At 59.0% G+C, this 13,615-nt stretch carries 11 protein-coding genes; 8 read left to right on the top strand and 3 right to left on the bottom strand.

The genetic code is table 11. The features are described 5' to 3' along the window. The first annotated feature begins 67 nt into the window (after positions 1-67). The 4 genes from salA to ACYZT7_RS16595 all read left to right on the top strand — a co-directional run bounded on the left by salA (position 68) and on the right by ACYZT7_RS16595 (position 5,043). The gene (gene salA, locus ACYZT7_RS16580) at positions 68-1,351 is read left to right on the top strand and encodes a salicylate 1-monooxygenase (RefSeq protein WP_462037429.1); all 1,284 of its coding nucleotides are present in this window, start codon (positions 68-70) and stop codon (positions 1,349-1,351) included. Between the two features lie 80 nt (positions 1,352-1,431). After that, the gene (gene catA / locus ACYZT7_RS16585; RefSeq protein WP_462037430.1) at positions 1,432-2,370 is read left to right on the top strand and encodes a catechol 1,2-dioxygenase; all 939 of its coding nucleotides are present in this window, start codon (positions 1,432-1,434) and stop codon (positions 2,368-2,370) included. Between the two features lie 48 nt (positions 2,371-2,418). Continuing rightward, on the top strand, positions 2,419-3,564 hold the full coding sequence (locus ACYZT7_RS16590) for an NAD(P)-dependent alcohol dehydrogenase (protein ID WP_462037431.1): 1,146 nt from the start codon (positions 2,419-2,421) through the stop codon (positions 3,562-3,564). 27 nt (positions 3,565-3,591) lie between these two features. Continuing rightward, positions 3,592-5,043, top strand: a complete 1,452-nt coding sequence (locus tag ACYZT7_RS16595) for an aldehyde dehydrogenase (RefSeq protein WP_462037432.1) — start codon at positions 3,592-3,594, stop codon at positions 5,041-5,043. An 84-nt stretch (positions 5,044-5,127) separates the two neighbouring features. Here the strand turns inward: ACYZT7_RS16595 and ACYZT7_RS16600 are convergent, their stop codons facing one another. From ACYZT7_RS16600 to ACYZT7_RS16610, 3 genes are all read right to left on the bottom strand, one after another. Continuing rightward, positions 5,128-6,402 (bottom strand): MFS transporter, encoded by a 1,275-nt coding sequence (locus ACYZT7_RS16600; protein ID WP_462037433.1) that lies wholly within the window; start codon positions 6,400-6,402, stop codon positions 5,128-5,130. Between the two features lie 55 nt (positions 6,403-6,457). Then, positions 6,458-7,612, bottom strand: coding sequence for an acyl-CoA dehydrogenase family protein (locus ACYZT7_RS16605; protein ID WP_462037434.1), 1,155 nt, complete (start codon positions 7,610-7,612; stop codon positions 6,458-6,460). Positions 7,613-7,673: 61 nt separating this feature from the next. Then, positions 7,674-8,540: an IclR family transcriptional regulator gene (locus ACYZT7_RS16610; RefSeq protein ID WP_462037435.1), complete on the bottom strand. Its 867-nt coding sequence runs from the start codon at positions 8,538-8,540 to the stop codon at positions 7,674-7,676. Positions 8,541-8,777: 237 nt separating this feature from the next. Between ACYZT7_RS16610 and ACYZT7_RS16615 the strand changes: the two genes are divergently transcribed. The 4 genes from ACYZT7_RS16615 to ACYZT7_RS16630 are packed head-to-tail and all read left to right on the top strand — an operon-like array spanning position 8,778 to position 13,586. Further along, positions 8,778-9,563, top strand: coding sequence for an enoyl-CoA hydratase (locus ACYZT7_RS16615; protein WP_462037436.1), 786 nt, complete (start codon positions 8,778-8,780; stop codon positions 9,561-9,563). Between the two features lie 3 nt (positions 9,564-9,566). Next, complete coding sequence (locus tag ACYZT7_RS16620; RefSeq protein WP_462037437.1) at positions 9,567-11,096, top strand: 3-hydroxyacyl-CoA dehydrogenase; 1,530 nt, start codon at positions 9,567-9,569, stop codon at positions 11,094-11,096. Positions 11,097-11,120: 24 nt separating this feature from the next. Then, on the top strand, positions 11,121-12,323 hold the full coding sequence (locus ACYZT7_RS16625; protein WP_462037438.1) for a 3-oxoadipyl-CoA thiolase: 1,203 nt from the start codon (positions 11,121-11,123) through the stop codon (positions 12,321-12,323). A gap of 24 nt (positions 12,324-12,347) precedes the next feature. Next, positions 12,348-13,586, top strand: coding sequence for a CaiB/BaiF CoA transferase family protein (locus ACYZT7_RS16630; protein WP_462037439.1), 1,239 nt, complete (start codon positions 12,348-12,350; stop codon positions 13,584-13,586). Positions 13,587-13,615 lie beyond the last annotated feature (29 nt).

Consider the following 13,615-nt stretch of genomic DNA (forward strand, 5'->3'; position numbering starts at 1 on the left):
ATCAATAGCGCTCGGATGGCGATGATTTGCTTACTCCAATAACAATCAGCCTCATGGGTATTTTGCTATGCATACTTCTCAATCCAAACTGCAAATCGGCATTGTTGGCGGCGGAATCGCCGGCGTGGCTCTGGCCTTGGACCTGTGCCGTCATTCCCACCTCGACGTGCAATTATTCGAATCGGCGCCTGCCTTTGGCGAGGTCGGAGCGGGTGTCTCGTTCGGCGCCAACGCCGTTCGTGCCATTGCGGGCCTGGGTATTGCCGAACCCTACCGCAAGATTGCCGACCAGACGCAGGATCCGTGGCAGGACATCTGGTTCGAATGGCGTCGTGGTGAAGATGCCGGTTATCTGGGCGCAAGCCTGGCCGAAGGGGTAGGGCAGTCGTCGGTACACCGTGCTGACTTCCTCGATGCGCTGGCCAGCCAGTTACCCGAAGGGATCGCCCAATTCGGCAAGCGCGCCGTCAGCGTGGAGCAGGATGCCGAACAGGCTCGAGTGGTGTTCACTGATGGCACTGAGTATCGCTGCGACCTGTTGATCGCCGCGGACGGTATCAAGTCATCGATTCGTGATCATGTTCTCAACGGTCTTGGCCAACCCCTGGTGGCGCCGCGTTTCAGTGGTACCTGCGCCTATCGCGGGATGATCGACAGCCAACAGCTGCGCGAGGCCTACCGTGCCCGGGGTGTCGATGAACACTTGATCGACGTCCCGCAGATGTACCTGGGGCTTGATGCTCATATCCTCACGTTCCCTGTCAAACAGGGCCGGCTTATCAACGTTGTAGCCTTCATTTCCGATCGCAGTCGTCCTGATCCAACCTGGCCAAGCGATGCTCCGTGGGTACGCAATGCCAGCCAGGAAGAAATGCTCTCTGCCTTCAACCATTGGGGAGACGCTGCTCGGGTTCTGCTCGAATGCATTCCATCCCCCACCCTTTGGGCGCTGCATGAACTCGATGAGTTGCCAGGTTACGTGCACGGCCGCGTGGGTCTGATCGGCGATGCTGCGCATGCGATGTTGCCACACCAGGGCGCTGGAGCAGGTCAGGGCCTGGAAGACGCCTGGCTTCTGGCGCGATTGCTGGCCGATCCACAGGTCCTGGACAGCCAGCCACAGGCGGTGCTCGAAGCCTACGATGCCATCCGTCGTCCCCGTGCCTGCCGTGTGCAGCGTACCTCCTGGGAAGCCGGGGAGCTTTATGAAATGCGTGATCCAGCTGTGGCCGATGACGAACAACTACTGAGCAAAACCCTCGCCGAGCGCTTCGACTGGCTGTGGAATCACGACATGCAGTCCGACCTTCAAGTGGCCCGTGCCCAGTTGGGCTGGCGAGCAGTCGCCTAATGATTTGAACCGACACGCGCGAAGGGAGCACCCAGCGGCTCTCTTCGTGGGTGCATACCAATAAGATCAGGTGAATCGAAATGACAGTGAAAATTTCTCAACTGCCACAATTGCAGCAATTCTTCCGAGAAGCCTCGGGACTGGACAACACCGAAGGCGATCCGCGCCGCAAGCAGATCGTTTTTCGTTTGCTGCAGGAAGTCGCTCGAGTGATCGAAGATCTGCAGATCAGCGACGATGAGTTCTGGTGTGCGGTGGACTACTTCAACCGCCTGGGTGCCAGAAACGAAGCAGGTTTGCTGGTCGCTGGGCTTGGCATCGAACACTTCCTTGATCTGCTGGCGGATGCCAAGGACGCCGAAGCGGGTCGTACCGGTGGCACCCCACGGACAATTGAAGGCCCTTTGTACGTCACCGGTGCGCCACTGTATGAGTACCAAACTCGAATGGATGATGGGACCGAGGATGGCACGGCAACGGTGATGTTTCTGGAAGGGCGCGTAACCGACTTGAACGGTCAGCCGATCCCAGGAGCCACCGTAGATTTGTGGCAAGCCAACACCCAGGGCAACTACTCCTACTTCGACAAGAGCCAGTCTGAATTCAACTTGCGTCGCCGGATTCTCACGGACGCCAATGGTTGTTACCGGGCTCGCAGCATCGTGCCCTCGGGCTACGGTTGCGATCCAGCCGGCCCGACTCAGGAATGCCTCGACCAGTTGGGCCGCCACGGTCAGCGACCTGCGCATGTCCACTTCTTCATTTCTGCCCCGGGGCATGAACATCTAACCACCCAGATCAACCTGTCGAATGACAAGTACCTGTGGGACGACTTCGCCTATGCGACACGTGACGGATTGATCGGTGAAGTTCGCTTTGTGGAAGACGAGGAACGAGCCGCCGCCATGGGTGTGGCAGGGCGCTTTGCCGAGATGACTTTCAATTTCAGCCTGCGCCCGGCCGTCAGCGAACAAGCAACCCATCGCAGCCAACGCCCGCGTGCGTTGCAGTCTGCCTGATAAACCGACGTTTACTCGACGTCGACGAACCACTTCAAGGAGACAACGATGTCCCGGACCGATGCACAATCGATGAAAATCCGTGCCGCAGTACTGCGCACCTCGGGAGCCCCATTGCAAATTGAGGATGTCTTGCTCGAGGCTCCTCGGCCAACCGAAGTGCGCGTGCGAGTGGTCGCAACAGGTGTTTGCCACACTGACATGGTGGTGCGTGATCAGTTGTTTCCCACACCACTGCCCATCATCCTCGGTCATGAAGGTGCCGGTGTCGTCGATGCAGTGGGTTCTGCTGTCACCACGGTACAACCGGGCGATCACGTGGTCATGACGTACATGTCTTGCGGCCTTTGCCTGCCTTGCGAAACAGGCCACCCGGCACATTGTACGCACATGCACCCGCTTAACTTCGGTGGCGGCCGACTCGATGGCAGTACCTCCGCTTGCGCATGTGGCAACGACCACGCCATCCACGACCATTTCTTTGGTCAATCCTCGTTTTCCACTTACACGATCGCCAATGAGCGCAACGTCGTCAAAGTCCCGAAGCAGGCGCCATTGGAACTCTTGGGGCCTTTGGGTTGCGGCATTCAGACTGGCGCAGGGTCAGTGCTGAATGCACTCAGGGTTGAGGCAGGATCGAGCTTCGCCGCCTTTGGTGCAGGCGCGGTCGGGCTGGCGGCGGTAATGGCGGCGAAGGTCGCTGGCGCTACGACCATCATTGCTGTGGACGTCACTCCGAGTCGGCTGGAACTGGCGCTCGAACTGGGGGCAACCCACGTCATCAATAGCCGCGAGGAGGATCCGGTTCAGCGCATTCAGGCTATCACCCAGGGCGGCGTCAATTACAGCCTTGAATGCTCTGGTCGCGCCGAGGTTCTGCGCCAGGCGATCGACTCACTCACCACGCTTGGCACCTGTGGGATCGTCGGTGCCACCAAAGTGGGCACCGAAGTGGCCTTCAATATCAACGATGTGATGATTCCCGGCAAACGGATCATGGGCATCGTCCAAGGCGATGTCGTTGCCAATGCCTTTATTCCGAAGCTGGTTGAACTCTTCCTGCAGGGCCGATTCCCCTTCGACAAGCTATGCAAGTTTTATGAGTTCGACGAGGTCAACCAGGCGATGGCCGATAGCGAGCGCGGTGTCACCATCAAACCGATTCTTCGCATGCCAGTCCCTGCTCCGGTCTGACTTTTTCGATCTCCAAAGGAACCAACAATGACCGTTCAAATCGTAATAGACAATCAAAAGTTCGACGCCTCCAATGGCAAGACTTTCCAGCGCATCGATCCGCTCAGTGCCGCGACCGTGACTGTAGGTGCAGCCTGCAGCGTCGAGGACGCCATCCGTGCTGCCGAGTCTTCCCAGCGCGCTTTCCGGACATGGTCAAAAACCGGCCCAACCGAACGCCGTCGCATTCTGCTCGCGGCAGCCGATGCCCTGGAGTCGAAAATGGCGCAGTTCTGCTCGGTCATGGCCGAAGAGATTGGCGCTTCGCAACTCTGGGCACAATTCAACGTGGGCGCATCGGCCAACCTGCTGCGTGAAGCCGCTGCCCTGACCACACAAATCAAAGGCGAAACCATACCTACCGACAAGCCCGGCGCACTGTCGATGACGTTGCGCCAACCGGTGGGCGCGGTACTGAGCATCGTGCCTTGGAACGGGCCGGTCATCCTTGGTGCACGGGCTATCGCCTACCCTCTGGCGTGTGGCAATACGGTGATCTTCAAGGGTTCAGAAAGTAGCCCACGTACGCACGCGTTGTTGGCCGAAGCGTTTTACGATGCCGGTCTGCCGGCGGGGGTATTGAACTTTCTGATCAGCGCGCCAGAGGACGCGTCTGCCGTGACTGAAGCGCTGGTAGCGCATGACATTGTGCGTCGAGTGAATTTCACCGGCTCGACCAAAGTCGGCCGCATGATTGCCCAGACTTGCGCCAGTCATCTCAAACGTTGCCTCTTGGAGCTGGGTGGTAAAGCACCTTTTATTGTTCTGGACGATGCGGATATCGACGGGGCAGTCAACGCGGCCGTTTTCGGAGCGTTCCTTTATCAGGGTCAAATCTGCATGTCGACCGAGCGTTTCGTGGTCGATGAAGCGGTTGCCGACCAATTCGTTTCGCGTTTTGTGGAACGCGTACGGTCGCTGGAAACGGGCGTTCCTTCAACGACACCCAACTGCGTAATTGGCCCGATGATCAGCCAAGGCTCGGTACAACGGATCAATCATTTACTCGATGACGCCATTGGAAAGGGAGCTGACATCGTGGCTGGCGGCCTGGCGGAAAACGCATTGATGGGCCCGACACTGGTCGATCGGGTGACCCGTGAGATGTCTATCTACGATGAAGAGACCTTTGGCCCGGTGACAACGATCGTCCGGGTGAAGGGAGCCGAGCAAGCGCTGGAGGTGGCCAACGACACCGCCTACGGTCTCTCCTCTTCAATCTTCAGTCGCGATGTCACTCGGGCATTGGAGTTGGCCGGCCGACTGGATGCCGGTTGCGTGCACATCAATGGCGCCACCGTGCAAAACGAGCCGCAGGCCCCGTATGGTGGGATGAAGAAGAGCGGTTACGGTCGCTTTGATGGCAGCGCAGTCATCGAGGAGTTTACTGAGGTCAAGTGGGTCACGGTTGAACCCTCTAACCAGCCTTATCCATTCTGAATTTTAAGCCGGCGCGTAATGCGCCGGTTTTTTTGTATTCGGGTACTACCGCCGCACCGCCAGGCTTCGAGATATTACAAGGCGCTATTGTCTTTGCGGATCGAACTGCTTATCCCTGATAAACAGCGCTGGAATCACGCCACAGATGAAGTAGGCCGCGCCCATCACCAGAAAACCTACACCTATCGAACCATGGGAGGCGAGAAAGCCGATAGCGGCCGGAGCAATGGCCGCCCCCAGACGCCCGATATTGTAGGCACCGCCCACGGCAGATCCACGAAATTTGGCTTCGAAGCTCTCGGTCATGTACGTGGCGTTCACGCCGTAGGGAATACCGTACAAAAAGCCGAACACCACGAGCATCCAGAGTATGTTTTCCGGGCTTTGGAACAGCACGATCACCGGCAGAAACACCGCCGTGCCCAGCGCGCCAAAGGCGAATACGCTTCTACGTCCAATGCGGTCTGCGGCCATGCCAGCGAGAATTTTGCCGAGGATCATGGCGGTATAAGTGCCTACCATGTAGCCGGTCATGGACTTGAGGTTCATACCCAGCTCACTCTCCAGGTAGGTCGGTAACCAGTTGTTTACGCCGTAGTAGCCGAACTGCAGGAAACCGGCAGTCAGTGCCCAGCAGAAAAACATCCGGCGCGCCTGCGGATCGCTGTAAATCAGCTTGTACATGCTGTCACGCTTCACCACTGCTCCCTGACGAATTCCCGCGAGTTTTTCTTTGGCTCGCTCGGCCTGGGCGTTGATCCAGGCCTGTGGTTCCGGTACGAAACGTTGCATCACCAGAGCAAGGATCACCGGGATAATCGCGATGTAGAAAAGCCAGCGCCAGCCATGGACCGGCAAGATCCAGCCAGCCAGCAGGGTCGCGACAATGTAGCCCACAGACCAACCGGCCTGAAGGGTTCCAAGTACGGTGGTGCGATAACGGGTAGGGACGTACTCGGACATCAGGGTATTGCACGCCACATACAACGCACCGATTCCCAATGAAGCCAGGAACCGGATAGTCGCGAACTGCCAGTAGGTTTGTGTCAGGCCCAGGGCGGCTGTGCCGACGGAGAACAGCAAAATACTCCAGACCACGGTTTTCACTCGGCCGAAACTGTCACACGCCCAGCCACCGTAGATTCCGCCGATTGCCATCCCGGCCAAGGTGAAACTGCCCAGGCTGCCGGCCTCTACGTTGGTGAGGCCAAACTCAGCCTTCAGGCTATTGAGGCTATACGACAGCAACATCAAATCTGCGCCGTCGATTAATAAGCCGAGAAAACAAAAAATAAAAACCAGTACCCAAGTACTGGACTTGGCGTGCGCAGTCGCGCTTGCCTGAGCAGCAGCGTCCATAGAGTTACCTTATTGTATTTATGGGGTGGAACTGGAGCAGGGAAGGGCGTTTGCCTCAGCCTTGAGCGGCGCGAATCATGTTTCGCGCAATCACGATCTGTTGGATCTGAGTGGTGCCTTCATAGATGCGGAACAGGCGCACATCGCGGTAGAAGCGCTCAATGGCGTATTCGCTGACGTAACCGGCGCCGCCATGGATCTGCACACAGCGATCGGCAACGCGGCCGCACATTTCCGTAGAGAACATCTTGGCGCACGAGGCTTCGGTGCTCACGTTGTGGCCATCGTCGCGTTTGCGGGCAGCATCCAGGACCATACAGCGGCTGGCGTAGACTTCCGCTTTGCTGTCGGCCAGCATCGCCTGGATCAGTTGGAACTCGGCGATAGGTTTGCCGAATTGTTTGCGTTCCAGCGCATAGCGCAGGGCATCGTCGAGCATCCGTTCAGCCGCCCCCACACTCAAGGCCGCAATGTGCAGGCGGCCCTTGTCGAGGACTTTCATGGCGGTTTTGAAGCCCACGCCTTCGACACCACCGATCAATTGGTCGGCTGGCACCCGGGCGTTTTCAAAGATGACATCACAGGTATGGGCGCCTTTGTGGCCCATCTTGTGGTCGGGCTTGCCCAGGGATACGCCTGGCGTGCCGCGCTCGACGATAAACGCACTGATACCGCCAGCGCCTTTTATTTCGGTGCTTGTACGAGCCATCACGGTATAGATGCCGGCATGTGGGGCGTTGGTGATGAAACGCTTGGTGCCATTGAGGATGTAGCTGTCGCCGTCCCGCACGGCGCTGGTTTTTAGCGAGGCGGCATCAGACCCGGCATCGGGCTCGGTCAGGCAGAAAGAGCTGAGCAACTCGCCACTGGCTAGCTTGGGCAGGTAATGCTGTTTCTGCTCGTCAGTCCCATCCAGGAGGATACCGATGGAGCCAATCCCGTTGTTGGTGCCGATGTAGGAGCGAAATGCCGGTGACGTGCGCCCCAGCTCAAAGGCGATATTCACCTCTTCCTCCATGGTGACGCCTAACCCGCCAAACTCTTCCGGCAGCGTCAGGCCAAACAGCCCCATGGCCTGCATCTGTTCGACGATGTCCTGGGGAATCGCGTCGGTGTCAGCCACTTCGTTTTCGCGAGGGATCAGCACCTCGCCGACAAACTGACGAAGGGAGTCCAGCAGGATTTGCAGGGTTTCGGTATCACGGATCATGTGCGCTCCTAACGCTCGCGGGCGAGCGGTTCTTTTATTAGGGCGCCGTTACCCCGTTGCGTCAGCGAGCAGCGGCGCCAATGTTGTTAACCATGTTGATCAGGCGAGGCCCGATATCGTCCATCAGTCGCTCACGTGGCAGCTGAAAACTCGGCCCGCCGCAGTTGAAGGTCAGCAAGCCGTACTGCGGATGCAGCAGCGGTACCGCCACCGAGTTCACGTCGCGATGCCACTCGCCGATCGACAGGCAGAAGCCATAGTCGGCGTAATCCCGGAATGCCCGGTCCAGCCCCTTGCGAATGGTTGGCCACTGCTCCGATTCGCGCTGGCGGATGTGGTCGAGCAGAAACTCCCGCTCGGTTTCGGGCATTGCCGCCAGACAAGCACGGCCTACCGAGCTCTGTGCCAGTGGCAAGTAACTACCGGTCTGGCGACGCATGGTCATGTTGCCCTGACCCTGAACCACATCCAGGTACACCATCTGCAGGCGATCGCGGGATGCCATGGCGACGGCCGCCTGCGCATGATTGGCCAGCTCTTCCATCAACGGATGGGCCACCGTGCGAATCGCCAGGTTCGACAGCATGGCGTAGCCAAAACCCAGCACCCCGACATCCAACTGATACTTGCCGGAATGCACTTCACGTTTGAGGCAACCCAGGCGCATCAATGTATTGGTCAGACGGGTCACAGTCGGCTTGGGCAAACCCGTCATACGTGCCAGCTCTTGATTACCCAGCACGTTGTCGCGTGGGGTAAAGCAGCGCATCAATTCCAGCCCGCGTGCCAGCGCCGTAACGAACTGGCCGCTGCTTTCGTCGTCGCTCAATGCGCTGGCGGGGTCGAGCATGCCCATTTTCAGTAACCCGATTTCGTCCGCTCCCGTTGTCGTGTCGGCGGCCTGTTGATCTGCCTTGATGCGAGCCATGGTAGAACTCCACTTTAAAAAAATGCAAGAAAATAAAACATGGTTTCGTCTGGCGAAATTATATGCGCTGGCGTTTTAAAAACCAAGCGCCTTGCGTAGAGCAATCAAGGTCGCGTGTTTACTGGGCATTAAGCAGGTTTTTGCTTTTTTTGTTTACAGGCCTTTGAAAGGATATCTATGATTGATTGTAATTACGGAATTCAGTTTCACCTAGCGAAACTATAATAAGAGGTCAATATGAACTCCCATCCAGAGCCCGTCGTGCATCTGCACATCCAAGACGATGCGGTCGCTGTCGTGCGCATTGAACGGCCCGAAGTGAAGAACGCACTTAACAGCGCCGTTCGCGAACAACTGGCAGATATCTTTCGCGCCTTGGCCGGGAATGGCAGCGTGCGGTCAATCGTCCTCACCGGCGGCGAGCAGTGCTTCGTTGCAGGGGCCGACATCCGCGAGTTTGCTCAGGCCAGCCCTGTCGAGATGTATCTTCGCCACACGGAACTCCTGTGGGACGCTATCGCTCGCTGCCCCAAACCGATCATCGCCGCAGTGAATGGGTTCGCCCTGGGCGGCGGCTGCGAACTGGCGATGCACTGCGACATTATTGTGGCGGGCCAATCGGCGCGCTTCGGCCAACCCGAGGTCAAGCTAGGCCTGATGCCGGGAGCCGGTGGCACTCAACGGTTGATCCGCGCTGTCGGCAAATTCCAGGCCATGCGAATAGCACTGACAGGATGCCTGGTGCCCGCGCCAGAGGCACTCGCCATGGGCATGGTCAGCGAAGTGGTCAGTGATGAGCGCACACTGCCCCGGGCACTCGAACTGGCAGCGCAAATAGCCGCATTGCCGCCTCTGGCAGTCGCGCAGATCAAAGAAGTCATGCTGCTTGGTGCCGACTTGCCGCTGGACAGCGCATTGGCATTGGAGCGCAAGGCGTTTCAGTTGCTGTTTGATTCCAGGGATCAAAAGGAAGGCGCCAATGCGTTCCTTGAAAAACGCCAAGCTATCTTCTCTGGAGAATGACCCATGACACGTGAAATCAAACGTATAGCTGTCGTGGGCGCGGGCGTCATGGGAACGGGTATTGCCCAGATTGCGGCCCAGGCCGGCGTGGACGTCATGCTGTTCGACAACCGTGAAGGTGCCGCGCAGACCGCTCGCGAAAACCTGCAACAGACCCTGGACAAGTTGGTGGTCAAAGGCAAAATTGCGGCCAGTGACGCCCACGCAACCCTTGAGCGTCTGCGTGTTGCCAGCGCGTTGACTGATCTCAGCGACGTTGACGTAGTGGTGGAAGCCATCATTGAGCGCCTCGATGCCAAGCAAGCCTTGCTCGCCCAGCTTGAGGCCGTCGTTCGCGACGATTGCATTCTTGCCACCAATACTTCCTCGCTGTCAGTCACCAGCATCGCTCGCGAATGTCGCAAGCCTGAACGTGTGGCGGGGTTTCACTTCTTCAATCCGGTGCCGCTGATGAAAGTGGTGGAGGTCATTGATGGCCTGGCCAGTGATCCTCGCGTCGGTGACAGTCTGCAGGCATTGGCTGCGCGGATGGGGCACCGCGGGATTCGGGCCAAGGACACTCCCGGCTTCATCATTAATCACGCGGGGCGCGCTTACAGCACCGAAGCCTTGCAGATACTCAAGGAAGGCGTCACTGAGCCGGCCGAGATCGATCGCATTCTGCGCGAAGGCCTGGGTTTTCGCATGGGGCCGCTGGAACTGTTCGACCTGACGGCACTGGATGTTTCCCACCCAGTGATCGAATCTATTTATAACCAGTTCTACCAGGAACCCCGTTATCGGCCCGCCGCGCTGACCCGCCAAATGCTTGAGGCCGGCTATGTAGGGCGTAAGGTTGGGCGCGGTTTTTATCGCTATGCCAACGGCCAAATGGTCGACGCGCCGCAACCCCAGTCCGTGCCCGTCGTGGAGGCTATGCCACCGGTGTGGTTGGGTACCGAAAACGATGCCGACCGTGCCAGCCTCAGCACATTGCTGGAACAACTGGGCGCTCAGGTAGAGCAGGGCGCCATTGCGTCCGATAGCGCTCTTTGCCTGCTGGCTCCCTATGGAGTTGACGCAACGCGCGCGGCGCAACGTTTTGGCGTAGACCCGACGCGCACGGTATGTATTGACCCGCTGCTGGATTGCACGCGCTACCGCACGCTGATGCTGACACCGGCAACCCGCTCCGATATGCGCAGTGCCGCCCATGCGCTGCTGGCTCGCGACGGTGTGGGCGTCAGCGTGATCAATGACAGTGTCGGCTTCGTCGCTCAGCGAGTGCTGGCGCTGATCGTCAACCTGGCGGGCGATATCGTCCAACAGCGCATTGCCAGCGCCGAAGACCTGGATGAAGGCGTACGTCGTGGGCTGGGTTACCCGCAGGGTCCGCTGGCCTGGGGCGACAGTGTCGGCGCTCAGCGCGTGCTGACCATCCTCGAACGCATGACCGAACTGACTGGTGACCCACGTTATCGCCCCGGCCCTTGGCTGCGCCGTCGCGCGGCCCTCGGCCTATCGCTGCGCCACCCGGAACCGACACTGCCCTGACCTTTCAACGCTTAGGAAACTGCCATGCTCGATGCTTATATTTTTGCGGGGTTACGTACGCCTTTCGGTCGCCATGCGGGCGCACTCGCGCCGGTACGGCCTGACGATCTTGCAGCCCATGTGATTCGGGAACTGCTTGCGCGTAATGCCATCCCTGGCGACGCTATCGAGGACGTCATCCTCGGCAATACCAATCAGGCCGGTGAGGACAGCCGCAATATCGCGCGTCACGCGGCATTGCTTGCCGGGTTGCCGGTCACTGTACCTGGGCAGACGGTCAACCGATTATGCGCCAGCGGACTGGCAGCCGTGATCGATGCAGCCCGCGCAGTCACTTGTCACGAAGGTGAGCTGTTTGTAGCGGGCGGTGTAGAGAGCATGTCACGTGCACCCTTCGTCATGGCCAAGGCCGAGGCCGCCTACAGCCGAGATTTTACGGTGTACGACAGCACCATCGGCGCGCGTTTTCCGAATCCGAAAATTGTTGCGGAGTTTGGTAATGACACCATGCCGCAGACCGGCGACAACGTGGCGCAGGAATACGGCATTGACCGTGAACATGCTGACGTTTTCGCAGCCCGTTCGCAGGGCAAGTACGAAGCCGCGCGCGAAAGCGGTTTCTTTGACGATGAAATTCTGGGTGTCAACGTGCCCACAGGCCGTAAAACGCCGCCCAACCTTGTGGAGCACGATGAACACCCGCGCCCGCAATCTGACCTTGCTGCCTTGAGCCGCCTGCGACCTCTGCACGAGGGTGGCGTAGTCACTGCCGGCAATGCGTCAGGTGTCAACGACGGCGCAGCGGCGCTGCTGATCGGCACGCGTGCCGCAGGCGAGCGGCATGGCTTGGTGCCCATGGTACGTATCCTGTCGAGCGCGGCTGCAGGTGTCGCGCCTCGCATCATGGGTGTCGGCCCGGTCGAGGCGATCAATAAAGCACTGGCACGGGCAGGGCTGACCGTGGCGGACATGGACATTATTGAAATCAACGAAGCATTTGCCAGCCAGGTTCTGGGTTGCCTCAAAGGGCTCGGCGTGGCGTTCGACGATCCTCGAGTCAATCCCAATGGCGGCGCGATCGCGGTGGGCCATCCATTGGGCGCCTCCGGTGCGCGCCTGGCGCTCAGCGCTGCGCGAGCGTTGCAGCGCAACGGCAAGCGTTATGCCGTGGTGAGTCTGTGTATCGGTGTTGGCCAAGGGCTGGCGATGGTGATCGAGCGTGTGTAATCGCTCAAGCAAAGGTGAAATGACATGGGTGCTTTGACTGGATACCGCGTACTCGACTTGAGCCGAGTGCTTGCAGGCCCTTGGTGTGGGCAAACGCTGGCCGACCTGGGTGCCGAAGTGATCAAGGTCGAACGGCCGGGCGTAGGCGACGATACCCGTGGTTGGGGGCCACCCTGGATGAAAGGCCAGAGCGATGAGTTGACCTCTGAAGCGTCGTATTACCAATCGACTAATCGCGGCAAGTTATCGGTAGCGCTGAATCTGGCCAGCCCGGAAGGACAGGAATTGGTGCGTGCGTTGGCGACCGATTGTGATGTGCTGATCGAAAACTACAAAGCCGGCTCCCTGGCCAAGTACGGGTTGGATTATGCCGCGTTGTCACAGCTCAATCCGCGACTGGTGTATTGCTCCGTCACAGGCTTCGGGCAGACTGGCCCGCGCGCGGCTGAACCAGGATACGACTTCATCGTGCAGGGCATCGGCGGGCTGATGAGCATTACCGGCGAGCGCGACGACTTGCCCGGTGGCGGCCCGCAGAAGGTCGGCGTGGCCTTTTCCGATCTGATGACCGGCCTTTATTCCACGGTTGCCATCCAGGCGGCGTTGCTCAGCCGGGAAAAAACCGGTGTAGGCCAGCACATCGATATGGCGCTGCTGGACGTGCAGGTTGCAACATTGTGCAACCAGAGCCAGAACTACCTGGCCTCGGGCAAACCACCTGGGCGTTACGGCAATGCCCACGCCAATATTGTGCCGTATCAGGTGTTCCGTGCCAGCGACCAGGACTTCATCATCGCCTGCGGCAACGACTCGCAATTCGTCGCGCTATGTGACGCCATCGGGCTGGCGAACCTGCCAGCAGACCCTCGCTTTACACGTAACGCCGACCGTGTGGCCAATCGCGAAGCGATCATCGAGATCTTGTCACGGCACTTCCTTGAGGGGCGTGCACAGGAGTGGATTGACCTTGTCCATCCGCGTGGTGTGCCGATCGGTGCGATCAACAGCATCGCCCAGGCCCTGGATGAACCTCAGGTCAAGGCGCGCAATATGCTGGTGACGATTCCACACCCGCTGAAGGCGGACTTCGTGACGGTTGGCAGCCCGATCAAGATGTCCGGCACGCCGGTGGAATACTTGCGTCCGGCACCGATGCTCGGTGAGCACACGGATGAAGTGCTTAAGCGTCGACTGGGGCTGGATGACGAGCGTCTGGCACAGTTGAAGGCCAGCGGCGTGATCGAGCAACTGGGCGAGCGCTGAGGTTTTTTTCCGGTATGCCGGTGGCATGT

The organism is Pseudomonas sp. RT4P38 (genome assembly GCF_054897765.1).

What these genes read in the sequence shown, in the direction of transcription:
- ACYZT7_RS16590 (WP_462037431.1), top strand. Translation starts at nt 2,419, where the DNA reads ATGTCCCGGACCGATGCACAATCGATGAAAATCCGTGCCGCAGTACTG.
- ACYZT7_RS16625 (WP_462037438.1), top strand. Translation starts at nt 11,121, where the DNA reads ATGCTCGATGCTTATATTTTTGCGGGGTTACGTACGCCTTTCGGTCGC.
- ACYZT7_RS16610 (WP_462037435.1), bottom strand. Translation starts at nt 8,540, where the DNA reads ATGGCTCGCATCAAGGCAGATCAACAGGCCGCCGACACGACAACGGGA.
- ACYZT7_RS16615 (WP_462037436.1), top strand. Translation starts at nt 8,778, where the DNA reads ATGAACTCCCATCCAGAGCCCGTCGTGCATCTGCACATCCAAGACGAT.
- catA (WP_462037430.1), top strand. Translation starts at nt 1,432, where the DNA reads ATGACAGTGAAAATTTCTCAACTGCCACAATTGCAGCAATTCTTCCGA.
- ACYZT7_RS16630 (WP_462037439.1), top strand. Translation starts at nt 12,348, where the DNA reads ATGGGTGCTTTGACTGGATACCGCGTACTCGACTTGAGCCGAGTGCTT.
- ACYZT7_RS16620 (WP_462037437.1), top strand. Translation starts at nt 9,567, where the DNA reads ATGACACGTGAAATCAAACGTATAGCTGTCGTGGGCGCGGGCGTCATG.
- ACYZT7_RS16605 (WP_462037434.1), bottom strand. Translation starts at nt 7,612, where the DNA reads ATGATCCGTGATACCGAAACCCTGCAAATCCTGCTGGACTCCCTTCGT.
- ACYZT7_RS16595 (WP_462037432.1), top strand. Translation starts at nt 3,592, where the DNA reads ATGACCGTTCAAATCGTAATAGACAATCAAAAGTTCGACGCCTCCAAT.
- ACYZT7_RS16600 (WP_462037433.1), bottom strand. Translation starts at nt 6,402, where the DNA reads ATGGACGCTGCTGCTCAGGCAAGCGCGACTGCGCACGCCAAGTCCAGT.
- salA (WP_462037429.1), top strand. Translation starts at nt 68, where the DNA reads ATGCATACTTCTCAATCCAAACTGCAAATCGGCATTGTTGGCGGCGGA.